The sequence below is a fragment of the Micromonospora desertarenae genome, assembly GCF_056150265.1.
On sequence record NZ_JAXCFQ010000001.1, the window covers coordinates 566,141 to 588,402 of the forward strand.

23 protein-coding genes and 1 pseudogene are annotated in these 22,262 nt (G+C 72.5%); 7 read left to right on the forward strand and 17 right to left on the reverse strand.

Annotated features, from left to right (window positions below):
* Positions 1-29: 29 nt before the first annotated feature.
* The gene (locus SM577_RS02615; protein WP_474582109.1) at positions 30-1,262 is read right to left on the reverse strand and encodes an FAD-binding protein; all 1,233 of its coding nucleotides are present in this window, start codon (positions 1,260-1,262) and stop codon (positions 30-32) included.
* Positions 1,263-1,273: 11 nt separating this feature from the next.
* Positions 1,274-2,071 (reverse strand): hypothetical protein, encoded by a 798-nt coding sequence (locus SM577_RS02620; protein WP_474582057.1) that lies wholly within the window; start codon positions 2,069-2,071, stop codon positions 1,274-1,276.
* A 76-nt stretch (positions 2,072-2,147) separates the two neighbouring features.
* Between SM577_RS02620 and SM577_RS02625 the strand changes: the two genes are divergently transcribed.
* Positions 2,148-2,540 carry a hypothetical protein gene (locus SM577_RS02625; protein ID WP_302918905.1) on the forward strand — a complete coding sequence of 131 codons (393 nt, stop codon included), beginning with the start codon at positions 2,148-2,150 and terminating at the stop codon, positions 2,538-2,540.
* Between the two features lie 76 nt (positions 2,541-2,616).
* On the opposite strand, the gene SM577_RS02630 is transcribed toward SM577_RS02625, so the two are convergent.
* A complete protein-coding gene (locus SM577_RS02630; RefSeq protein ID WP_474582056.1) occupies positions 2,617-3,546 on the reverse strand; it encodes an LLM class F420-dependent oxidoreductase in 930 nt (309 codons plus the stop codon).
* Positions 3,547-3,633: 87 nt separating this feature from the next.
* Between SM577_RS02630 and SM577_RS02635 the strand changes: the two genes are divergently transcribed.
* Positions 3,634-3,945 (forward strand): ArsR/SmtB family transcription factor, encoded by a 312-nt coding sequence (locus SM577_RS02635; protein WP_302918907.1) that lies wholly within the window; start codon positions 3,634-3,636, stop codon positions 3,943-3,945.
* On the forward strand, positions 3,945-4,469 hold the full coding sequence (locus SM577_RS02640; RefSeq protein WP_474586184.1) for an SRPBCC family protein: 525 nt from the start codon (positions 3,945-3,947) through the stop codon (positions 4,467-4,469). The genes SM577_RS02635 and SM577_RS02640 overlap by 1 nt, the downstream gene beginning before the upstream one ends.
* A 46-nt stretch (positions 4,470-4,515) precedes the next feature.
* Here the strand turns inward: SM577_RS02640 and SM577_RS02645 are convergent, their stop codons facing one another.
* The 4 genes from SM577_RS02645 to SM577_RS02660 form a co-directional block, all read right to left on the reverse strand.
* On the reverse strand, positions 4,516-5,550 hold the full coding sequence (locus SM577_RS02645; protein ID WP_474582054.1) for a hypothetical protein: 1,035 nt from the start codon (positions 5,548-5,550) through the stop codon (positions 4,516-4,518).
* On the reverse strand, positions 5,550-5,819 hold the full coding sequence (locus tag SM577_RS02650; RefSeq protein WP_302918910.1) for a hypothetical protein: 270 nt from the start codon (positions 5,817-5,819) through the stop codon (positions 5,550-5,552). The genes SM577_RS02645 and SM577_RS02650 overlap by 1 nt, the downstream gene beginning before the upstream one ends.
* A 418-nt stretch (positions 5,820-6,237) precedes the next feature.
* On the reverse strand, positions 6,238-7,047 hold the full coding sequence (locus tag SM577_RS02655; protein WP_474586185.1) for a hypothetical protein: 810 nt from the start codon (positions 7,045-7,047) through the stop codon (positions 6,238-6,240).
* Between the two features lie 154 nt (positions 7,048-7,201).
* Positions 7,202-7,996, reverse strand: a complete 795-nt coding sequence (locus SM577_RS02660; protein WP_474586186.1) for a class I SAM-dependent methyltransferase — start codon at positions 7,994-7,996, stop codon at positions 7,202-7,204.
* Positions 7,997-8,160: 164 nt separating this feature from the next.
* On the opposite strand from SM577_RS02660, the gene SM577_RS02665 reads away from it, so the two are divergent.
* Positions 8,161-8,853 carry a YdcF family protein gene (locus SM577_RS02665; RefSeq protein ID WP_302918912.1) on the forward strand — a complete coding sequence of 231 codons (693 nt, stop codon included), beginning with the start codon at positions 8,161-8,163 and terminating at the stop codon, positions 8,851-8,853.
* Here the strand turns inward: SM577_RS02665 and SM577_RS02670 are convergent.
* Complete coding sequence (locus SM577_RS02670) at positions 8,761-9,768, reverse strand: LysR family transcriptional regulator (RefSeq protein ID WP_474586187.1); 1,008 nt, start codon at positions 9,766-9,768, stop codon at positions 8,761-8,763. The two genes, SM577_RS02665 and SM577_RS02670, sit on opposite strands and share 93 nt — an antisense overlap.
* 73 nt (positions 9,769-9,841) lie before the next feature.
* On the opposite strand from SM577_RS02670, the gene SM577_RS02675 reads away from it, so the two are divergent.
* On the forward strand, positions 9,842-10,816 hold the full coding sequence (locus SM577_RS02675) for a DMT family transporter (RefSeq protein ID WP_474586188.1): 975 nt from the start codon (positions 9,842-9,844) through the stop codon (positions 10,814-10,816).
* Positions 10,817-10,901: 85 nt separating this feature from the next.
* On the opposite strand, the pseudogene SM577_RS02680 reads toward SM577_RS02675, so the two are convergent.
* The 4 genes and pseudogenes from SM577_RS02680 to SM577_RS02695 all read right to left on the reverse strand — a co-directional run.
* Positions 10,902-11,300: pseudogene (locus SM577_RS02680) on the reverse strand (protein-tyrosine phosphatase family protein); the annotation flags it as partial.
* A gap of 89 nt (positions 11,301-11,389) precedes the next feature.
* Complete coding sequence (locus SM577_RS02685; RefSeq protein WP_474586189.1) at positions 11,390-13,651, reverse strand: MMPL family transporter; 2,262 nt, start codon at positions 13,649-13,651, stop codon at positions 11,390-11,392.
* A 435-nt stretch (positions 13,652-14,086) separates the two neighbouring features.
* A complete protein-coding gene (locus tag SM577_RS02690) occupies positions 14,087-15,202 on the reverse strand; it encodes a MerR family transcriptional regulator (protein WP_474586190.1) in 1,116 nt (371 codons plus the stop codon).
* Positions 15,203-15,295: 93 nt separating this feature from the next.
* A complete protein-coding gene (locus SM577_RS02695; RefSeq protein ID WP_302918918.1) occupies positions 15,296-16,099 on the reverse strand; it encodes a helix-turn-helix domain-containing protein in 804 nt (267 codons plus the stop codon).
* 115 nt (positions 16,100-16,214) lie between these two features.
* On the opposite strand from SM577_RS02695, the gene SM577_RS02700 reads away from it, so the two are divergent.
* Positions 16,215-16,637, forward strand: a complete 423-nt coding sequence (locus tag SM577_RS02700; RefSeq protein ID WP_474586191.1) for a hypothetical protein — start codon at positions 16,215-16,217, stop codon at positions 16,635-16,637.
* 183 nt (positions 16,638-16,820) lie between these two features.
* Here the strand turns inward: SM577_RS02700 and SM577_RS02705 are convergent, their stop codons facing one another.
* Both SM577_RS02705 and SM577_RS02710 read right to left on the reverse strand, forming a co-directional pair.
* Positions 16,821-17,819, reverse strand: a complete 999-nt coding sequence (locus tag SM577_RS02705) for a sulfotransferase family protein (protein ID WP_474586192.1) — start codon at positions 17,817-17,819, stop codon at positions 16,821-16,823.
* A gap of 111 nt (positions 17,820-17,930) precedes the next feature.
* Positions 17,931-18,851, reverse strand: coding sequence for a phosphotransferase (locus SM577_RS02710; RefSeq protein WP_474586193.1), 921 nt, complete (start codon positions 18,849-18,851; stop codon positions 17,931-17,933).
* Positions 18,852-19,053: 202 nt separating this feature from the next.
* On the opposite strand from SM577_RS02710, the gene SM577_RS02715 reads away from it, so the two are divergent.
* Positions 19,054-19,617 carry a dihydrofolate reductase family protein gene (locus SM577_RS02715; RefSeq protein WP_474586194.1) on the forward strand — a complete coding sequence of 188 codons (564 nt, stop codon included), beginning with the start codon at positions 19,054-19,056 and terminating at the stop codon, positions 19,615-19,617.
* A 165-nt stretch (positions 19,618-19,782) separates the two neighbouring features.
* Here the strand turns inward: SM577_RS02715 and SM577_RS02720 are convergent, their stop codons facing one another.
* The 3 genes from SM577_RS02720 to SM577_RS02730 form a co-directional block, all read right to left on the reverse strand.
* A complete protein-coding gene (locus SM577_RS02720; protein WP_474586195.1) occupies positions 19,783-20,364 on the reverse strand; it encodes a dihydrofolate reductase family protein in 582 nt (193 codons plus the stop codon).
* Between the two features lie 66 nt (positions 20,365-20,430).
* Positions 20,431-21,270: a helix-turn-helix domain-containing protein gene (locus tag SM577_RS02725; RefSeq protein WP_474586196.1), complete on the reverse strand. Its 840-nt coding sequence runs from the start codon at positions 21,268-21,270 to the stop codon at positions 20,431-20,433.
* 10 nt (positions 21,271-21,280) lie between these two features.
* A complete protein-coding gene (locus tag SM577_RS02730; protein ID WP_474586227.1) occupies positions 21,281-22,231 on the reverse strand; it encodes an aminoglycoside phosphotransferase family protein in 951 nt (316 codons plus the stop codon).
* Between the last annotated feature and the right edge of the window lie 31 nt (positions 22,232-22,262).

The window sequence follows — 22,262 nt, forward strand, 5'->3', positions numbered from 1 at the left end:
GCCCCCGATCAGACGATCACGGGGACCGGTCAGCGGGGGAAGTACGCGTCCAACGGGTCGGTGTGGAACGTGGCCCGGGGGTCGAGGCGACGCAGGAGAGCGGTGAAGTCGGCGTACCGGGGGTAGGCGGCGGCCACCGCGGCCGGGGCCAGCTCGAACACCTTGCCCCAGTGCGGGCGCGGCGCGAACGGGGCGAGCCGCTCCTCCACCGCGGCCACCACCGGCAGCACCGCCGCCGCGTCGGCGATCCAGGTGAAGTGCACGGCGAGGCTGTCCCGGCCCTGGTTCGGGCTGAGCCACAGCTCGTCGGCGGCCACCGTACGCAGCTCGCAGACCTGGAGCACCGGAGCGATCAGGTGGGCGACCTCGTCCAGCGCGGCCAGCGCCTCGGCCGCCGCCGCGCGCGGCAGGTGGTACTCCGACTGCAACTCCTCCCCGCTGCTCGGGGTGAAGCCGAGCCGGAAGTGCGGCAGCCGCTCGTGCCACGGGCCGGGCTCGCCGAGCTGGGCCGTGCAGTTCTCCGCCGGCATGCCGGGCACCGGGTGCCGGGGCCGGTCGGCCGCCGTCGTACCCAGCCAGTCCGCCGGGGGCGGCGGCTGGTCCGCGCGCTGCTTGCGCCAGACCTCCCGCAGCCGCGGCGTCCGCCAGTCGGTGAAGACGCTGACGCTGTACGCCGAGTCGAGCGCCGCGTCCAGTGCCTCCCGGGGCAGGTCGAGCCGGACGTACTGGCGCAGGTCGAAGGTGGGCACCACGTCCAGGGTGAGCCGGGTGACCACGCCGAGCGCGCCCAGCCCGACCACCATGCCGGCGAAGTCCTCGCTCGACCGGTCCACGGTCAGCAGGTCGCCGTCGGCGGTGACCAGTTCCAGCCCGGCGACCGCGGTGGCCAGGTTGCCGATCGTCGGGCCGGAGCCGTGGGTGCCGGTGGCGACCGCGCCGGCCACCGAGATGTGCGGCAGCGAGGCGAGATTGGCCAGCGCGTACCCCTGCCTGTGCAGGAGGGCGGCGAGGTCACCGTAGCGCGTCGCCGCCGGCACGGTCACGGTCCGCCGCTCCGGGTCCAGCCGTACGTCGGGCGGCAGGCCGGCCAGCGAGACCAGGTCGCCGGTGGTGTCGCCGAGGCGGTTGAAGGAGTGGCCGGTGCCGACCACCCGGACCCGTTCGCTGCCGGCCACCAGCCGGCGCAGCTCGTCCACCGACTCCGGCCGGTGGTACCGGCGGGCGGCGTAGCGCACGTTGCCCGCCCAGTTCCGGCGCGGCACCCCCGGTCCCGTCACGCGGTCGGCCTCCGTTCGGTGGACTGGTCGCCGGCCAACGCGCCGCTCAGCGTGGCCAGGGCCGCGTCGACCTGCGAGGTGCTGTAGCCGCGCCCGGCGACCGGGAGACCCTCGGCCCGGGCCCGCTCGATCTCCGAGCGGGCGGCCTGCCGCTCCAGCGTGCCGCCCCAGACCAGGGCGTCCTGGCCGCGCCGGATCAGCGCGTCGACCCGGTCCGGTTGGTAGCCGCGCAGCCCGACGGTGAAGTCCGGGGCGCCGAAGGCGGCCTGGCGCAGCCCGAGCACGTCGACGAAGCGGTCCCCGCCGTACCGCGACAGGGCCGCCGCGATCTCCGCGGGCCGCTCCCGGACCCGGTCGAGATCGAGCAGTTCCACCGCGGCCCGCCCGTCACGCGGGTGGTGCCCGGTGGCCGGCAGGCCGAGCGCGGTCCCCGCCGCCGGCACCAGCAGCAGCCGGGGCGAGGTGGGCCGGCCCTGCGCGGCCGGCGGCTGGTCCAGGGCCAGCGCGTCGATCTCGTGCCAGCGGATCAGCCGGCGCAGCTTCGGCAGCCGTACGGTCAGCCCGTCGGCACCGATGGCGAACCGGAACGGGCGCAGCAGCCCGGCCAGCACCACGCCGCCGAGCAGCACGCCGCCCCCGCCGACGATCCGGTGCAGCACGGCACCGTCGCGCGCGAAGAGCAGCAGCGCCGCACCCCCCAGTACGCAGACCAGGGGCAGCACCAACGCCCCCCGGTTGCGGTGCAGTTCCACGTCGTACCCCCGTTCGTGGCCGTGGTTTCCGGTCTGCATCATGCGCCGACCGGGCACGCGCCAGCACCGGTCGATCGGCCAGCGGTTACCACCGCCGCCGTCGGGGAACCCTACGCCGATGAGCACCTACCGTGATCCCGCCCCACGCGGCGACGTCTTCCCGTCCGAGGAGGAGATCGACCCGACCGGCAGCGGCGTCGAGCCGGCCAGCGGGCCGGCCGGGGCGTACCGCCGGGTGGTGGCGACCAGCCCGGGGCCGAAGCCGACCCCCGCGCCGCCGCCGGCGCCCACGCCGGTGCCGACGCCCGGGCCGCCGCCCCGGACCGGCGCGCGTTCGATCGTCACCCGGCACCTGGACGGTTCCGTCGAGGTGGTCACCGACCTGGACGGCGACGGCGTCGCGGACGTGCTCCAGGTCGACCTGGACGGCGACGGGGTGCCGGACGTGACCTATCTCGACCGGGACCGCGACGGCCGGCTGGACACCGTGCTGCGCGACCCGGGCCGCTGACCGGGCCGGGCGAGCCGCGCCGCGCCCGGCCGGGCGCGGCGCGTCGCTGCTCGCCGGCCCGACCGGACGGGACGGCTCAGACCTGCGGCATCACCTCGGCGGCGACCAGTTCCAGGTGGTCCAGGTCGGCCAGGTCGAGCACCTGGAGGTAGATCCGCTGGCTGCCGGCCGCCGCGTACCGGCCGATCTTGTCGACCACCTCGGCGGGGGTGCCGGCGAGGCCGTTGGCGCGCAGCTCGTCGGGCTCCCGGCCGATCGCCGCGGCCCGGCGGGCCACCTCGGCGTCGTCCCGGCCGCAGCACAGCACCAGGGCGTTGGACCAGCGCAGCTCGGCCGGGTCCCGGCCCACCTCGGCGCAGGCCGCGCGTACCCGCTCGAACTGGGCGGCGGTGTCCTCGGCCGAGACGAACGGCAGGTTGAACTCGTCGGCGTACCGGGCGGCCAGCCGCGGGGTGCGCTTCGGGCCCATGCCGCCGAGCAGGATCGGCGGGCGCGGCTGCTGCACCGGCTTCGGCAGCGCCGGCGAGTCGGTGACCGGGTAGTACCGGCCGGCGAAGTCGAAGGTCTTGCCCGGCGGGGTCGCCCAGAGCCCGGTGATGACCGCGAGCTGCTCCTCCAGCCGGTCGAACCGCTCGCCGACCGAGGGGAACGGGATGCCGTACGCGGTGTGTTCCTCGGCGAACCAGCCGGTGCCGATGCCCAGCTCGACCCGGCCGCCGCTCATCTGGTCCACCTGGGCGACGGTGATCGCCAGCGGGCCGGGCAGCCGGAAGGTGGCGGCGGTCATCAGCGTGCCGAGCCGGATCCGCCGGGTGTCGCGGGCCAGGCCGGCGAGGGTGGTCCAGGCGTCCGTCGGGCCGGGTTCCCCGCTCACCGAGCCCATCTTCAGGTAGTGGTCGGAGCGGAAGAAGGCGGCGTAGCCGGTTTCCTCCGCGCAGCGGGCCACGGCGAGCAGGTCGTCGTAGGTCGCGCCCTGCTGGGGTTCGGTGAAGATCCGCAATTCCATGTCCCGAGCATAGGTAGCCCGCCCGGACGCCGCCGGAAAGGCTCATATGCCTTGACAGTCATATGAACAGCAAGGAATATTCGGTGGGTGTCCGTCGACGCCTTCACCGTCCTCGCCGAGCCGACCCGGCGCCGCATCCTCGACCGGCTCCGCCGGGCCGAGTCCAGCGTCGGCGAGCTGGTGGACACCCTCGGGGTCAGCCAGCCGGCCGTCTCCAAGCACCTGCGGGTGCTCCGCGACGCGGGCTTCGTCACCTGCCGCACCGCCGCCCGGCAGCGCATCTACCGGATCGACGTGCGCCCGTTCCAGGCCGTCGACGACTGGCTCGCCCCGTACCGGCAACTCTGGGAGACCCACCTGGACGCCCTGGAACGACACCTCGACCGTCAGGAGCAGTGATGCCACGCGACAGCTTCCGCCCCAGCCCACCCGCCGAGGTCCGCGCCGAGCCGGCCGACGGCGGCACGACTCTGGTCTTCGTCCGCGACCTGCGCCACCCGCCGGAGGCGGTGTGGGCGGCGCTGACCGATCCGGCCCGGCTGCGCGAGTGGGCCCCGTTCCTCGCCGACCGCGACCTCGGCGCCCCCGGCGCCGCCGTGCTCACCATGGTCGACGGCGACACCACCGAGGACCTGCCGGCGACGGTACGCCGGGCCGAGCCGCCCCACCTGCTGGAGTACACCTGGGGCGACGACCTGCTGCGCTGGGAGCTGGCGCCGAGCGTCACCGGCACCCGGCTGACCCTGCGGCACACGGTCACCGAGCGCGGGATCGCGCCGATGGTCGCGGCCGGCTGGCACCTCTGCCTGGACGTGGCCGAGCACCTGCTCGACGGCGACCCGGTCGGCCCGATCCGGGGCACCGAGGCGAAGGAGTTCGGCTGGGCCGAGTTGCGCGACGCGTACGCCACCCGGCTCGACTGAGGGTCGGCGGCGCCGGCCGGGGCCGGACCGGCGCCGCCGGCTCAGCTCAGACGTACGGCCGGGTCGCGTACGCGGCGCGCAGCGCGGCCAGGCCGTCGGCCTTGGGCGACAACGTGCCCCAGCCGGAGTTGAAGTAGTTGGTCCGGACGATCCGCGGCCCGCGCTCGGCGTTGAGCGCGGCGATGGCCGCCGGCACGGTGGCGATCCACTTCGCCTGGTCCGGGATCTCCGCCACCCGGACCCCCCACTCGGCGATGATCACCGGGCGGGAGAGCGCGACCGGGCCGAGGTCGGCGACCGCCCAGTCCTTGGTGCGGCGGAACCGGGCGAGCGCGGTGTGCTCGGGCGCGGTGGCGTAGACGTTCCACTGGAGGAAGTCGAGCTTCGCCATCAGCGCCTCCGGGTGGGTGCGCTGGAAGCAGGCCCGGTCGAAGCCGCCCACACCGACCGAGAAGGTGGTGCCGGCGGGCAGCGGGCGGGCCCTGAACCAGTTCACGATGTAGGTCATCGCCTGCACCGCTCGGGCGTCCGACTCCGCCCAGGTGTACGCCCTGCCCGCCTCGGTGGTGCCGAACTCGTGGTCGGTGTCCAGCTCGGAGGCGAGCTGGATGTTCACCCCGAAGCCCAGGGTCCGGTACTGCGCCAGCGCTCGGGCGAAGAGCCCGTCGCACTGCCCGGCGAGCACCTGGCCGTAGCCGTACGCCCTGGGCCAGGTGGTGCCCGGACGCTGCTGGATGGTCATCGCCGGCGCCGGGACGGTGTAGCTGACCCCGTCCACGGTGAAGGTCTGCGGTCCGTCGGCCGCGCCGTAGTGCTTCAACTCCAGCACCATGTTGATCGCGACGGCCGCCCGGCCCAGGTTGGTCAGCCACGGCCGGTTGTAGCCGGGGAACGTGTAGCCGTCGGCGAAGCTGCGGTACTGGGTGAGCGAGCGGAAGTTGCCGCCCGCCATGTCCGCCGTCGGGTCGGCCCCGCCGGACAGGTAGTAGCCGCCCAGCACCGGCGCGGCGACGGAGTAGGTGGCGGTCGTGGTGACGGTGCGCCCGGCCGAGTCCCGCACCGTCACGGTCACCCGGGGCATCACGCCACCGCCCGGTAGACGGCCACCGAACCGTTGTCGGAGACCCGGGTCCAGGTGCGGCCGGAGTCGTCGGCGACGGTCACGGTGAGCGGATCCAGGACGGCGGTGACCCGGGCCGGGGCGCTGCTGTTGCCCAGTGCGTCGGTGACCACGACGGTGACGGTCAGCGGTCGGGTGTCGGCGTCGGAGTAGGCGACGGTCAGGGTCATCTGGTCGCCCGGCGAGTAGGTCGACGCGTTCAGGGTTGCGGTCGCGGTGGGAGCGGCCATGCCGGCCCCTCCTCTCTTGCTCGGTGTCGGCGGGCGGGCACCGGCTCGGACGCCCGGGCGGTGCCGGCGGGGTCGGTGGCGACACCGCCGTCGCCACCGGGCCGGAGGAATGCGCTGTGGCCCGCCGTCCGCACGCCTCTGACCTGCTACAACAGTGCTGCGCGAGGGGCACCGGCGTCCTGTCAGCTATCGGACACCACGCCGGTTCGGCCGGTCCTCCGCCGGCCGGTCGGGACGGAGGCGGCACCGCGTCGCCGTCCCGGGTCGTGTCGCGCACGGCCGCGATACCGCTGAGTCATCAATATGCCGCTGAGTCATCACGCTCTCCGGGGCGACCTCCGACGGGCCCCCTGCCGGCGGCAGGGGGCCCGGTGCGGCGCGGCCGATTCGCGGTGCGACGTCCAGAGGTGTCCGGTGACTACCAGGGCTCGGGGATGTTCAGCGGCAGGCAGCGGCGGGTGCCGGGCACCGGCTGGTAGCAGGCGGACGCCTCGAAGTTGTTGCTCAGGTCGAACCGGCCGAACGACGTGCTGCCGCCGTTGGCGCAGGTCCCGCCGCTGGTGGTCAATCCCCCGGTGACGCTGCCCGTGGCGCAGCCGACCGAGGTGGCGGTCTTCTGCACCGTGTTCAGCGCGGAGCGCAGGTCGCCGGACTGGTGCGCGCCGTAGCCGGTCAGCCGCACGCCGGGGCGGGTCACCGTGTACTGGAACGAGGTCGAGGTGTAGTACGACCAGCTTGCGCCGGTGCCGACCGTCCGCAGTTCCGGGTCGGTCGCCGAGCCGGGGATGTACAGGTAGAAGCCCTTGTCCTGGGTGGTCGTGCCGGGGACCATCCGGTAGACGATCACCAGCAGCCCCTGGCTGAAGCTGCCCGTGCTGTACGTCAGGTACGAGCCGTTGCCGCAGGTGGTCCGGTCGGCGACGTACCCGACGCCGTAGGCGTAGAGCATCACCCGGGCGCACCGCGCGTCGTCGGCGGTGTCCTCAATGGTCCCGGCGGTGCTGCTGGTGCCCGAGTTGTCGGTGGCGTAGCCGGTCAGCCGTACGCCGGGCAGCGTGCCCGCGTACTGGTAGGCGGTGGGCTGGTAGTAGCTCCACGAGGCCGACCAGCCGCTGCCGGAGGGCAGCGCGAGGGCGGGCGACGCGGGCAGCAGGGCGGTGACGATCGCGGTGACCAGGGCCGCGACCAGCATCGTGCCGGTCGCGCGCCGTCGACGGTGACTTCTCATCGATCCTCCGATCCAGCGGTACGCGGAACGCGTGCGCCAAGGTTGACGGAGGAGCCGGCGGTGCGGGCGGGCTCAGTCCGGCACTGGACAGCCGGATCGACGTCAGCCAGCAGCCGCCGTCCATGAGAGGAACGACCGCCGTCCACCGAGGAGGTCAGTCGGCCGCCGTGCCCCGTACGGCCCAGGCCCGGGCGGTGAGCCGGATCGACCCGTCCGGCCCGGTCGGCACCCGGGCCGCCAGTTCCTCGCGCAGCGCGGCGCGGTGCCGCTCGGGCTGCGCCATCAGGTAGGCCGGAGCCGCGCCCTGACCGCCGAGGAACGGCGCCCAGTACTCGTCGAAGTCGGCGAACACCGTGTCCACCTCGATGGGCCGGACCGACACCGCCGTCAGCCCGGCATCCGCCCAGAGCGTCCGCAGCGGCTCCGGGGCGCAGATTGGGAACCGGCGGGCCTCGTCCAGGTCGGCCAGCGCCGGGTCGAGCCGGATGGCGGCGTCCCAGAAGTGCCGCATCATCGCCATGCCCTCGGCGTAGTCCCAGACGTACGCGGCGGCCACGCCGCCCGGCCGGAGCACCCGGGCGAACTCGGCCGCGGCGCGCGCCGGGTCCGGCACGAAGTTGAGCGCCAGCCCGCTGACCACCACGTCGACGCTGCGGTCCGGCAACGGCAGCGCCTGGGCGTCGCCGACCTGGAAGGCCGCCCGCCGGTCGTCCACCAGCGACCGGGCGTGGCTGACGAACCCGTGGGAGGCGTCGACGCCGACGACCTGCCCCGGCGCCGCCCGCGCGAGGACCGTCGAGGTCAGCGCGCCGGTGCCGCAGCCGACGTCGAGCCAGCGCCGGCCGGCTGGCACGGCCAGCCAGCCGACGAACTCCTCGGCGACCCGGCGGCTCCACCGGCCCACGTACGCCTCGTATGCCTGGCCGTCGGCCCAGACCTCGCGCGCCATGCCGGCACCATACGCCCCCTCCGCCGTTACGCGCCCCGGCCGCCGCCTGCGGCTGCGGGCGGACGGCGGCGAGCGGCGGGCGCGGGCGGGCAGCGGCGGGCGGCGCGGCTTCGTAGCATCGTCGGGTGGCTGTGTCGCCGTCGCGCCCCGCGACCCCTCGGCTCGTGCCCGACGAGGATTTCGCCGGCTGCACCGCCGGCCAGTTCCTGGCGGTGGCGAAGGCCCTCACGATGATCCTGACCCTGCCGCAGTCGGCCGCCGCGCAGGTCGACGCGCTCGTCGTCCCCACCGGGCAGGGCGAGGACTGGCGGCTCACCCACGCCATTCGGCACTGGGAGGCCAACCCCCGGGTCCGCCACCTCCTGGTCGCGAACGGCAACCCGGCGGAACAGACGTACGTCGAGCTCACCCTTGACCACCTGCGCGGCCTCGGCCTCCGTCGCACCGACGGGGTCCACCTCCAGGCCGAGCCGGCCCCCAACACCGGCCTGCAGGCCGCGTGGATCGTCGACCGGGTCCGGGGGTACGGCATCACCAGCCTGGCGCTCGTCGTCTCCCCGTACCACCTGGCCCGCGTCTACCTCACGGTCCTCGAGGCCCTCACCGGCGGCGGGCTTCGCCTCCCGCTGATTCCGCTGCCGGTGGCCGTGCCCCCGGACCGGCCCGTCCCGGAGACCGGGGCGACCGGCTACGACCTGGTGCCGGGTGAGGTCCGACGCATCCTCGCCTACACCGACGAGGGATGGGTGGCCACCCCCGAGGAACTACGGCAGTACCTGCGGTGGCTGTGGACCGAGCACCCGACCCTCCTCGGCGCAGCCCTTGGATCGGCGTCCGGGCGTCGGCTCGGGCCCTGATCGTTCGAGCTGGCGGGCCTGGTCGGTCACGGCGGCCAGCAGGGCGGTCAGGGCCGGAGCCGGCGGACTGTCCCGGGTGACCACGACCAGGCGGCGGCCGAGGGTGGCTTCGGCGACGTCGCGGACGGCCAGCGCGGGGTCGTCGGCCGGCAGGGTCAGCAGGGGCATCAACGCGACGGCCGCCGCGACGCGGACGAGTTCGAGTTGTACGTCGGCGTCGCTGGAGCGGTGCCGCAGGTCGGGCTCGTACCCGCCGAGGGAGCGGCAGGTCCCGACCACCATGGCGTGATGGCCGGTCCCCTCGTCGGAGGCGGCCCAGACCTCGGATCGCAGCATGGCGATCGGGACCGGTCCGCCAGACCTGGCCAGCGGGTGGGTCGCGGGGAGGACCACCTTCAGCGGCTCCTCGTGCAGGACCGCGAAGCGCAGCCCGGCGGGCCGGGGCCGGGGATGACCGTCGTACTCGTCGCCGATCATCAGGTCGACCGAGCCCAGCCGCAGGCCCGGTAGTGCCTGCTCCAGTTCGAGCTCGGAGATCTCCGCGCGGACCTGCGGGTGCTCGACCGTCAACCGGGCGACGGCCGGCACCAGCAGGCGGCGAGCGGCAGACTGCAGGCCGCCGGCCCGCACGGTGCCCCGCACCTCACCGCTCAACGCGGCCAGGTCGGCCTCCGCCGCCTCGGCCGCCGACAACAGCACCCGCGCGTGCCGGGCCAAGAGCTGCCCGGCGTCGGTCAGCCGCACGCCCCGCCCGGCCTTCTCGAACAACCGGGTGCCGACCTCCCGTTCCAGGAGAGCTAGCTGCTGGGACACCGCGGAGGGGCTGTAGCCGAGCGCCCCGGCGACCGCGGCCAGGGTGCCCCGCTCCTCGAACTCCCGAAGGAAGCGGAGGCGGCGAAGATCCAGCGCGACCATGCAAAAATGCTAACGAGTCGGCTCCACGTATCGTCACTAGACCTGATGAATCGGGTAGCCGATGCTGAATCGCATGGGTGCGGCTCTGTGTCTTCTCTCCGCGGCGTGCTTCGGCGCCATGGCGATCTTCGGAAAGCTCGCCTACCAGGCGGGCGTATCGCCCGGGACGTTGCTCCTGGTGCGCTTCAGCCTGGCCGCCGCGCTGCTGGGGATGGTCCTGCTCGCCCGCCAGGACCTACGGCGAGAAGCACCGGGACCACCCGGCGAGCCGGCCGACCGCCCAGCGGCCGCACGCCGCCGGCTGCTGGCCACCGCCGTCGGCCTGGGCGCCGTCGGGTACGCCACGCAGGCCAGTCTGTTCTTCTCGGCCCTGCAGCTGATGGACGCGTCGCTGTTGTCCCTGATCCTCTACACCTACCCCGTCCTGGTCACCGTGGCGGCGGTGCTGCTGGGCCGGGACCGACTGACACCCGGGCGCGGCGCCGCCCTGGTGGCCGCGTCCTGCGGAACGCTGCTCGTCCTCCTCGGCGCCGGCGGCGTGAGCTTCCATCCCCGCGGGGCGCTGCTGGCCTTCGGTGCCGCGATCACCTACACCGGCTACATCCTGGTCGCCGACACCGTCGTGCACCGGCTGCCGCCGGTGGTGCTGTCCGCGCTGGTGATGGCCGGCGCCGCCGGCACCCTCGGTGCGCGTGCGCTGCTCACCGGCGGGGTCGACCTCGACTTCAGGCTGCCCGGATGGTTCTGGCTGGCCTGCATCGCCGTCGTCTCCACCGTCCTGGCGATGCTCACGTTCTTCGCCGGTCTGAAGCGGACCGGCCCGTCGACCGCCGCCATCCTGTCCACCTTCGAACCGGTGGTCACCACCGGACTGGCCGCGTTGACCCTCGGCGAATCCCTGAGCGCTGTTCAACTCGTCGGCGGGGTGCTGGTGCTGTCGTCGGTCGCGGTCCTGCAGGTCCGACCGGCTCGGAACCAGGATCGGGACGCCGCTGGCCCAAGCGCGCCCGTACAGCTCGCGGACCAGCCGTGGCGGGTTCGCCGGTAGCCAGGCGAGTCTGCCTGGCTACCGGCGCGCAAGCCGGAGCGGGGACCGGGTCGCACCTATCGGAGCGGGTGACGAAACGGCGTTGCCAGGGGGTCTCGACGGCACCGGCGGCGTAGTGCTGCCGGACATAGGCGACCGCCTGGTCGTTGGGCACCCCGTCGAGCACCGCGAGGCAGGCGAGGGCCGTGCCGGTGCGTCCCTTCCCACCGCCACAGGCGATCTCTACGCGTTCGTCTCCGGCGCGAGCCCAGGCCTCGCGCAACGCGTCGGCGGTCGCCGCGCGGTCGGACGGCAGCCGGAAGTCGGGCCAGCGCAGCCACCGGTGCTCCCATGCCACCGGGGCTGGCTCGCGGCCGAGGAGGTAGAGCGCGAAGGTGGGTTGCACGCCCGGCGGCAGCGGGCGCCGGAGCGCACGGCCGCGGACAAGTCGGCCGGAGGGCAGTCGGAGCACACCCGGCGCGGTGGGGTCCCAGGAAGTGGTCATCTGTGGTCAGGGCCGCCGCGCCCGTGCGGGCGGGCGGGGGGCCCGTCCTCCTTCCGGTTCGGTGGGCAGGTTTGCGGTCGGCGGTCGAGCTACCGGTCACCGGCAAGGGTGGCGACCGGCGCATCGGCGGCGCTGTCCCGCCGGGTGACATCGGTGTGGCGGCCGGCGAGGAAGCGCGGGGCCCACCAGTTCGCCTCGCCGAGCAGTCGCATGAGGGACGGCAGGACAACCGCGCGGATGATGGTGGCGTCGATCAGGATCGCGGCGGCGAGCCCCACGCCGAGTTGTTTGAACTCGACGATGGACAGGGTGGCGAAGATGCAGAAGACGGCCACCATGATGATCGCGGCGCTGCTGACCGTCGACGCTGACGAGACGATGCCCTGCTCGATCGCCCGCCGGGTCGGTACGCCGCGCTGGACCGCCTCGCGGATGCGGCTCACCACGAACACGTGGTAGTCCATCGAGAGCCCGAAGAGGATGACGAACAGCATCAGCGGCAGCCAGGACACGACAGCGCCGTTGGAGGTGAACCCGAGCAGGTCTTCCGCCCAGTTGTGCTGGAACACCAGCACCAGCAGTCCGTACGAGGCGGCCACGGAGATCGTGTTGAGCAGGATCGACACCAACGCCACCACCACCGATCGGAACGTGGCGAGCATGACCAGAAACGTCATGCCGAACACGAACGCGACGACCGGTGGCAGCGCCGCCGCCGTGCGGTCCCGGAAGTCGGCATCGCTCGCGGTACGGCCAGCCACCGCCCACTCCGTGTCCGGGACCGTGCCGACCGTGGCCGGCAGCAGTTCGCCGCGCAGCCGGCGCAGCGACTGCGTCGCCTCGCTGCTGTCGCTGGCGCCCGCCACGCGGATGGTGGCCAGGAAGACGGTGCCGTCGGCGGACCTGCGCACGGTCGGGGGGCGGTCCTGGGCGAACCGGCCGTCCCCCTTGATCCGCTCGGCAAGATCGGCGAGTTTCCGCTCCACCTCCGGTCCGCCGGTGACGCCGGTACGGACCGCGACCAGATGGCTGGTGCCCAGCTCGTTGCTCGGAAACACCTGCGCCAGGCGGTCGTAGGTGCCCAGGATCGGGATCGAGCGGGGCAGGTCGGTGGTGGTCGGCCGCTTGAGGTTCATGTCCAGCGCCGGCACGGCGAGGAGCACCAGCGCCCCGGCGGAGAGCACGAACGTCACCAGCGGCGCGCGCAGCGCCGGGCGCAGGACCGCCGACCAGAACGGGCTACGCTCCGCCCGCTGGATCCGCTGGCCGAGGAAGGGCACCCGCGGCCGGTCCACCCAACGCCCGAGGACGACCAGGATCGCCGGCAGGACGGTCAGCGAGCCGACCACCGCCACCCCGACGACCAGGATCGAGCCGGTCGCCATCGAGCTGAACGTGTTGTCGCCGACCAGGAACAGGCTGGCCATGGCGACCATGACGGCGACGCCGGAGACCAGCACCGCGTGCCCCGAGGTGGCGGCTGCGATCTCGACCGCGCTGCGATTGTCCCGCCCGCGAGCGCGTTCCTCCCGCTCGCGGCGAAGGTAGAACAGCGAGTAGTCGACCCCGACGGCCATGCCGATCAGCAGGATGATGCTGCTGACCAGTTCACCGGCCGGGAAGATGTGCGAGGCGAACTGGGCCAGCCCCATGGCACCCGCGACGGCCGACAACGCCAGCACCACGGGCACCCCGGCGGCGATCAACGCGCCGAAGCTGAACAGCAGGATCACCAGCGCGACCGGCACGCTGATCAGCTCGGCCTTGACGAAATCCGCCGCCAGCGTCTCGGTCAGCGCCTTCGCCAGGGACGCCGATCCCACCTGTTCCACCCGCAGGTCGGGATGCCGCTGCTGCGCCTGCCTGGTGGCCTCCAGCAGCGGTCCGACCCGCGCGTCGGCGTCGTTCGCCGAACCGGTCAGCTCGACCTCGACCAGCACCGCGTCGCGACCCGGCGAGGTGACCGGGTCAGCCACCGTCGCCACCTCGGGCAGCGCGCGCATCCGCGCCGACAGGTCGGCCGCCACACCCTGCGCACGCTGGAGATCGAGATCCCCGGTTCGGGCCGTGATCAGGACGCTCTCCGCCGCCGGGGCCTCCGGGAAGGCGCCGGCCTGCTCGATGCGGTCCGCGCGGGCCAGTTCCCCGTGCAGGCTGTCCTGCGTGGTGGCCTCCACCGTACCGACCAGGTTGCCACCGACCACGCTGGCGAGCACGAAACACAACCAGGCGGTGATCGCGAGCCACGGATGGTTGGCGCTCCACCGGCCAGCCCGCGTGGTGAACGGCGCCCGGGCAGCCTGCCGCCGGCGACGCCCGGTCGGGGCGGGGTCCACCACACCCGGCGTCATCGGCCCTGCTCCGACCGGGGTGCGGTGCCGTGAACGATGCCGGGTGCACGGGCCGGGATCGGATTCCGCGTCGCGACGGCCAGGCCGGCGGCGGGGGCACCGAGCCGCTCCGTCAGGTCGGTCGCCAACCCGACCGGACCGCCCGGGGGCGGATCAGGCTCCTGGGCCAACCGGCCGGCGTGCATCGGTAGCTGCCACAAACGGATCATGCCGAAGACGCTATGAACCCCCCGCGGCCCGGACCATGGGGTCCACCGCCGACCTCAGCAGGCCGACCTCAACCACCGGGGTGCGGAAAACCGCACCCCGCCGAACGCCCGAAGCGACTGTCGTGTCCCGACCGGTTGGCGTCGTGGTCGCCGAGAACCGGGACCGGCTGGTGACGTCGCCGCGGCGGTAGCTGATGTTCCTGGCGGCGCTCTCACGCCCGGTGGTTCAGGCCACGAGCAGGCGGAGACCGAGTTCCGCCGCGTCGAGGGCGACCAGGTCGCGGTTGCGTTCGGCCCACCGGCCCGAGGAGAGGTCTTCGCGCAGCGTCCTGACCGCACGCTGCTCGGCCTGCGGCCCGACCCTGGTCCAAACCGAGACCGCGCGGCGTACGTGTTCGTCCAGGTACGCCTCGGGCCGGCGCCAGTGCGCCTCGAAGAAGCCGTCAGCGCAGTCCCACGGGACGAGCACCGGCTCCGCGCGCCCTCCGATCGCGCGGGTCAGGTCGGCCAGGGACGGCCAGCCGACGAGGAGGTCTGCGAACTCGGGCAGGTAGTCGCGGGTGAGCCAGAACCGCTGACGCCAGCCGGTGTCGTCGGCGTCGTACGTGAACACCACCACGCGGCGGGCCACCCGCCGCATCTCACGCAGCCCGGCGACCGGGTCCGGCCAGTGGTGGACGGTGCTGACCGCCATCGCGGCGTCGAAGGACTGGTCCTCGAACGGCAGGTTCTCCGCGGCGGCGGCCACGCACGGCGCCGCGCCCACGGGACGCTGCGCCCGCATGACCGCCGACGGTTCCACCGCCGTGACGTCCCGGTCGGGTGGTTCGTAGGAGCCGGTGCCTGCCCCGACGTTCAGCACGGTGCGTGCGTCCCCCAGCGCATCCCAGATGCGCTCGGCGATCCGTGGCTCGGTCCGCCGCGTCGCCGGGTAGGCGGATCCGATGGCGTCGTACAGTTGCGCGCCGAACATTCTCAGTTGCTCCTCCGGGGTCGTCCTGATTCCCATCGCTCGCGCCTCCAGCTCCCTGTCGATGGCCGTCACCATGGCGGCAGCGCGGTCGCGCTGGTCCATCAGCAGGCCGCGCAGCCGGCACAGGTGCGCGACCGCGTCGGTGGCCGGGTCGTCGACCAGATCCGCGATCTCCCGCAGGCCGAAGCCGAGCCGCCGGTAGGCGAGCACCTCCCGGAGCCGCTCCACGTCGCCGGCGGAGTAGGCCCGGTGCCCGGCCGCGGTCCGCGTGGACGGCGCCAGGAGGCCGATCTCGTCGTAGTGGTGCAGTGTGCGGACGCTGACGCCGGCCAACTTCGCCACACGCCCCACTGTCAGGTGCTCCTCCACGCCACCGACTATGTGGCATGACGCCGCGTGAGGAGCAAGCGCTTGGCCGCCGGCATGACCGGATCTCCGGTCAGCGGTATGAACGGGTGGTGTTCACCCCGTGACGAGTTCGGTCAGTGCGGCGCTGGTCGCTTCGTCGGCCGGTAGGAATGCTTCGAGTCGCAGTTCGGCGACGGTGACGTCGGTGGCGGTACCGAAGTGGGTGAGTGTGGTGATGAGCCGGAGTTCCCGGTTGTCCGGCTCGCTCGTGCGCAGTTGTAGCGGCACCGCGAAGCCGAGGTGGTGCGGCGCGAGGTGGCGTGGACGCGGAGGTGCCAGGTCGGCGAGTTCGGCGGCGAGGTGGCGGAGCCGGTCGCTCGGGTTGCGCAGGCTCTCGGCCTCGACGCGGGTGATGATGTGCCATGCCCACTCGTCGAGGTTGACGATGCGCGGCGCGAGACCTCGTGGATGCAGCAGGATCCTGGGCACGCTCGCCGGTGGGGCGAGCAGGTCCGGGTCGACTCCCCGGGTGATCGTGTGGAACCCGGCGTTGGCCGAGATGAGGTCGCCGTGCCGATCGACGATCACCGCCGGATACGGCAGGTGCCCCTGAAGGACGCGCTCGAGGGCCGTCCGGATCGGCGCCAACTGGGGGTCGTCCAGGTCGGTCTGTGGGTACGCGGGGGCGAAACCAGCGGCGAGGAGCAGTTCGTTGCGTTCGCGGATCGGCACCTCCAGCGACTCGGCCAGCCGGATGATCATCGACCGGCCAGGGGTCGAGCGTCCGCTCTCGATGAAGCTGACGTGCCGTTGGGTGGTGCCCGCACGCACCGCCAGTTCGAGTTGGCTGATGCGTCGGCGGGTGCGCCACGTGCGCAGCCCCGCCGCGAGTCCACCGCTCGCCGATTCGGTGATCATGCCTCCTGTATACGGGGTGCAGCGCCGTCGGACGATTCCCTGCGGGGAATTGTGGCGGCGCGCCGGCCGCAGCACAGTCGTGGTCGCAACGATCATCCACGACCGAAGGATCATCATGGCTGACATCGACCTGAAGGACCTCACGGACCGCTACGTCGCCGTGTGGAATGAACCCGACCCGGAACGACGCCGCACCGCCATCGGCGACCTGTGGTCCCCCGACGCGATCCACGTCCTACAACCCCCTCAGGAGATGCGACAGACCGCGGAGGGGCTGGGGTTCGATCGCCTGACTCTGGAGGCGCGCGGGCATGACGCGCTGGAACTGCGGGTGACGCGCGCCTATGAACGGTTCGTCGCTCCGGGCACCTTCGTGTTCCGGTCCCGCGGCGACGCCGACCGGCTCCACGACGTGGTCAAGTTCCGGTGGGAGATGGTGCCTCGGGCCGGCGGCGACGCGGCCGGTGGCGGGCTGGAGATCCTCATCCTCGGTGCGGACGGTCGCATCGGCAACGACTACCAGTTCATCGAGGGCTGACCACGATGACGGCGGTGCTGCCCCGTCCCGATCGTGACGCCGTTCGTCCGGGTCGTCGGTAAGCGCTGAGCGGCGGTCGTACGCGGTGGGCGGCGGGACCCGAACGCCGCGACCGAGGGGCCGTGAGATCACGAGGCCGGCTGCGGCGCGACACGGCGTCGTCACGGTGGCGAGCCGGAGCGGTCACTCATATCCCATGGCTGGGATGACCGTGCCGAGGGCTGCTTCGATGAACTCGCGGGTCTCGCCGTCGAATTGGTCGCTGCGGTGCGTCAGCTTGTGCGACTGGAACGTCGACGGGGTGGCGAAGTCGTCGACGTCGAGCCGTTCGAACAGGGCGCGGCGCTGCCCGGGCCAGTCGGCCGCGAGGTCTTCTGCTTTCACCTCGACGTATCGCCTGCCCGTCAGGTCGGCCGCGTTCTTCCAGGTGAGCCATCGGTGGTAGACCGGCTTGAGGTAGGCGAGGGCCCCGTCGACGGTGGGCGGGGCCCACGGCTGGGCCAGGTGGGATGCGAGCACCGAGACCGGGTGACGCTTGATGTGCACGATGGTCGCCTCGGGGACCAGTTCCCAGAGGAAGTCCATGCACAGCAGGTTGAACGGTGTCTTCTCGCACCAGGTCGGCTTGCCCGCGTCGGCGGCTGCTCCGCCGAACATGGTGTCGATCAGGCCCCGCAGGATTCCGAGCAGTTCGCCCCGGTCGCTGAAGTACCTGGGAAGTACCCGCCGGCGGCTCAGCGGCTTGAACGGCCCGGCCGGCCGGTCGGCGTTCCCGAAGCCTTCCGCGGGCGCGGGTTCGTCGTATGCGCACGCGATCAACCGCGGCCAGAGCTGCTGCACCGCGTCCCGGTAGCGCCGCTCGCCGACCAGCTCGGGAACGGTCTTGCCGCGATCGTCGCGCCGGCCGGGCACTCGTACGGTGAGGAAGTCGCTCAGCCGGTGCAGGGCGTCCTCACCGACCGTGGGGTCGTATCGATCGGTGAGCGCGTCGGCCAGATCCCGCAGGCCACCCGGGTCGACGAGAAACCTCGTCTCCATCGGAATCCGATGGATCAGTGGATGTTCGCCGATGATGTCGGCGATCCGCGACGTTCCCGAACGGCCCGTACCCGCTACGAAGATCGGTGAGGGGGAAGGCATGGCGAGCAGCCAAACCCTCGGCCCGGCGCACGTGCAAGCCATTTATCCCCGTCACCGGCCGCTCCGGGCCCGCCCGCCCCCCGCGCCGTGCCTGCCCGACGGCCGCCTCCACCAAGCGAGCGACGCACGATAGAACCCGCCGATGTGGTTGATTTACGCATTGGCCCGGCGGAGGCGTTCGGCTGCCTGTGCCCGCAGCGCTTCGGCGCCCGCCGGGGTGCCACCGCACAGTGCCAGCTCCCGTGCGTTGTACGCAGCCATCCACAAGCTGGCCGCCCAGGCGATCTCCAGCTCCTCGGCCGTGAACAGGCGCCGCCGAACGTCCTGATAAGCCACCAGGAACGCCTCGGAGCTGTCGATCGGCGCCAGCGTGGGCGGTCCGGCACTGGCGAACGACCCGCCCGCCGCTCCCACCAGCGCCGCCTCCGGCTGCCACGCCAGGCTGTCCCAGTCGTGCACCGCCCACACCTGCCGACCCCGCCACCGCAGGTTCTGCGCCTCGAAGTCGGCGTGGCCGAGCACGCACGGCAATCCGGCGGCCAGCAGCCGCTCCCGGGCCCGCTCGGCCGTCTCGACGATGTGCTCGGACACCACACTCTGGTCCCGGCTGTCGAGGAGGTCGATGGCCGGCCACAGCCCGGGATCGGTGTGGTCCCAGCGCACCCAGGGCGGATTCGGCAGCGGCGGCGCGACGGGCACACCGGCAAGTTCGGCCATCAGCCGGGCGAACACCTCCGCGCAGCGCAGAGCGATGTCCGGGGAGTCCCCGTGCAACACCTCGCCTCCGGGCCGGAATTCCTCGGCGTGCACGGCCAGTTCACCGACACCGACCACCGGTGTGAGCGGCCGGGCACACGGAAACCCGCGCTCGGCCAGCCGGGCCTGCGCCGCGACGCACGACGAGGCCCGGCCGCCGTCGGCGCGCGCCTTGACCACGACGTCCCGGCCACCGACCAACCGCAGACCGAACACCATCGAGACCTGTCGCGACTGGAACAGCACGCCGGCGGGATCGCCGCCCAGTTGGTCGAGACACCAAGCCGGCAACCAGTCCGGCAGCTCGTCCAACGACACACTCAGGACTGTGCCATAGTCACCGAACGCACCGGCGAGATCGTCTGCTGGACGAGCACTAACCTGATCCGCTCTCGGTTTCGCCACCGTTCGCGCCGCGCCATATCCGTCGGCGATTTGGCCGTACGGGAGATTGTCCAGCCACCGTCCTCCGCTCGACTGGTCTAGTCTTCCGAGACCGGCTGACGGAAGGCATCGCGCGATGCGGAAACTGGTCTACGGCATGAACCTGTCCCGGGACGGCTACATTTCCGCGCCCGGCGACGACCTCGGCTGGGGCGAGCCGAACGATGAGCTTTTCCAGTGGTGGCTCGATCAAGAGCGGGTGATCAGCCTGTTTCTGTACGGGCGCCGACTGTGGGAGACCATGAGCGCCTACTGGCCGACCGGCGACCGGCAGCCGGGTGCCACCCCGGCGCAGATCGAGTTCGCGCGGAACTGGCGGGACACGCCGAAGGTGGTGTTCTCCTCGACGATCGACAAGGTCGACTGGAACACTCGCCTGGTTTCCGGCGACGCGGTCGCCGAGATCACCCGGCTCAAGGCCGAGGACGGCGGGCCGATGAGGGTCGGTGGCGCAACGCTCGCCGGGGCGGTCATGCGGGCCGGGCTGATCGACGAGTACGAGATCGTGACCCATCCGGTCCTCGTGGGCGGCGGCAAACCGTTCTTCAGTGCGCTGGACGGCTGGGTGGACCTGAACCTGGTGGAGACGCGGACCTTCCCCGGCGGCGTGATCCTGACCAGGTACGAGACGAAGCGCTGAGCGCGATTCCTTCCCGAGGGGCCTGTCCGTGGGAGCGGCGGCATGCCCCGGAGCACGGTCGAGCTCGGCCGCACCCCGAGCAAGCGACCGTGCGGTGAACCAGCCGCAGGCGAGGTGCTGGGGCGGATCGCCGTCGGCCGCCCGACCAGGGACGGCCCGGATCGGTCAACGGCGCACCCGATAGCGCAGGTGAAGCACCCGGTTGCCCTGAATCACCACGTCGGGATCCTCCAACAGGTGCTGCTCGTGGACCGACCCGAAGTAGCGCTTGCCGGAGCCGAACACGACGGGTACGACGTCCATACGCACCTCGTCGACCAGGCCCCCGGCAAGCACCTGGCCGCCGACGTCGCCAGCGGCGACCTCGACCACGCGGTCACCCGCGAGCTCCTGCGCCGTGGCCACGGCTGCCTCGACGCCGTTGACGAAGTGGAACGGCGCCTCGGGGTCCCAGCCCTCGGGCGGCGGCCGGTGCGTCACGACGACCACGTGGTCGATCCCGCCCGGAGGCTTCCCGTCCCAGCCGTCCGTCATGTCGAAGACGTGGCGGCCGACGATCGTGACTCCGATCTGGTCCCAGTACGGCCGGGTGTAGTCGTAGGACGTCTGCGACACCGTCAGCTCGCCGCTGGAGTCCAACGGCACGTCACCGCTGGACAACCAGTCGAACAGCGGTCCGGGCTGGTCGTTCTCGTCCGCGATGAAGCCGTCCACCGACACCGAGCTGTACATGACCACTGTGCCCATGGGGCGCTCCTCTGCTCTGGGATGCCCCCATTTTGGCGTGTCGTGAGCTGTCGCTCTTGTAAGAAATCAATCGGCCGGCAGCGGCCAGCTGTCCAGCACGTGGTCGGGATGCTCGCGCAGGAACCGCCGCCGGACTTCGACGTACCGGGTCGGCGTGAGCCCGGTGAACGCCCGGAACTCGTGGCCGAAGTGGGCCTGGTCGAAGTAGCCCGCGCGACCGGCGAGATCGCCCCAGTCGATCGGTCCGGCGGGGTTGATCGAGAACACGGTGGCGGTGAAGCGGTGGGTGCGGGCCAGCCGCTTCGGCGTGACGCCGATGAGCTGCTTGAATCGCTGCGCCAGATGGGTGCTGCTGACACCGGCTGCCACCCTCAGGTCGCCGATCGCCACCGCCCCGCTGGTCGCCGCGATGACGCGGCTCGTGTGGCGGACCAGTCCCAGGCCGGCGGTAGCGCACAGCCGTCGGGTCAGCTCCTCCTCGAGCAGCGTGAGCATCTCGTGCGGTCCGTCCGCCGTGGCCAGCCGGTCCCGCAGCTCAGCGGTGGCGGGCCGGCCCCAAACCTGCTCTACCGTCACCGGCCGGTCACACAACTCGGCCGCGGGCATCGGCAGGAACGGCGCCAGCCCCCACGGCTTGAAGTGCACGCCGACGGACCGGGTCCGGAGTGGGTAGCCGAACTCCAACGCGCGGGTGGGCATGGTGACCACGCAGCCGTCGGCGTACTCCGCCGTCTCGATGTCGGTGCCGGCGCGGATGCGGAACGGCGCCCCGAGGTTGACGATGAGCAACGCCGCCGGCATCGGCGGCAGCGTCAGCCGGGCGTACGGCGGCGCACCCTCCAGGTAGTAGAGGTCGTCGATCAGCCCGTCCAGCGGCGGTCGCGGCACTCTGGACACGTACTCCACGTCCACATAATCACTGTCCCGGGCGAGGCTTGGTGACAGCGCTGGCCGCGTATTCGGAGAAGATTTCACCGAGGACGCGTTGCGCGTTCGCGAACTCTGCTGCGTCCTCGGGATCTTGGGAGGTGGAGGAGCAGGTGGCGAGGGTTTTCCAGAGGGCCCAGCCACGTCCGCGCGCCCAGGTCGCATCATCCACCGACAGTTGCTCGCGGAACGCCTGCCGGCCGTCGGCGGTCAGCAACGTCCAGGCGATCGCCAGATCGCAGGCCGGGTCACCGACGCCGCAGGTCCCGAAGTCGATGACGGCCGCCAACCGGCCGTCAGCAAGGAGCAGGTTGCCCTGGGCGAGGTCTCCATGGAACCAGCGGTCGACACCGTCCCAGCAGGCGTCGAGTGCCCCCGCCCAGATCTCGCGCACCAGTTCGGCGTCGACGTGGTCGGTCAACTCCGCGAGCGCACGCTCGACTTCCCTGTCGTAGGTGCGCAGGGTGCCGCCCCGGAACCAGTTGTGGACACCCGGCTGCGGGCCGCCAGTGGCGTCGACGCTCCGCAAGGCCGCCAGGAACTCGGCCAGGTCGACCGCGAACCGCACCGGGTCCGCGATGCGGTCCGCGCTCGCCGGCTCGCCGTCGAGCCACCGGTAGATCGACCACGGATAGGGGTAGCCCGCATCCGGCTCGCCTTTCGCCAGCGGGGCGGGGATGGGCAGCGGCAGCCGAGCGGCGAGGGCCGGGAGCCACCGATGTTCCTTGTCGACCGCCAAGGCGTACTCGGCAGCGCTGGGCAGCCGCACCAGCATCTCGGGGCCGAGGTGGAAGGTCCAGTTGTCCCAGCCGCCGTTGGCTACCGGCTCGATCGGGAGGTCGGCCAGGTGCGGGAACTGGTCGGCGATGAGCCGATGCACCTGTTCCGCGTCGACGGTGATGCGCTGCGGCAGGGGACCGAGATCAGGAACGTCACTCACCGAGCCGTCCTCGTCTGGCGTGGAAGTTGAG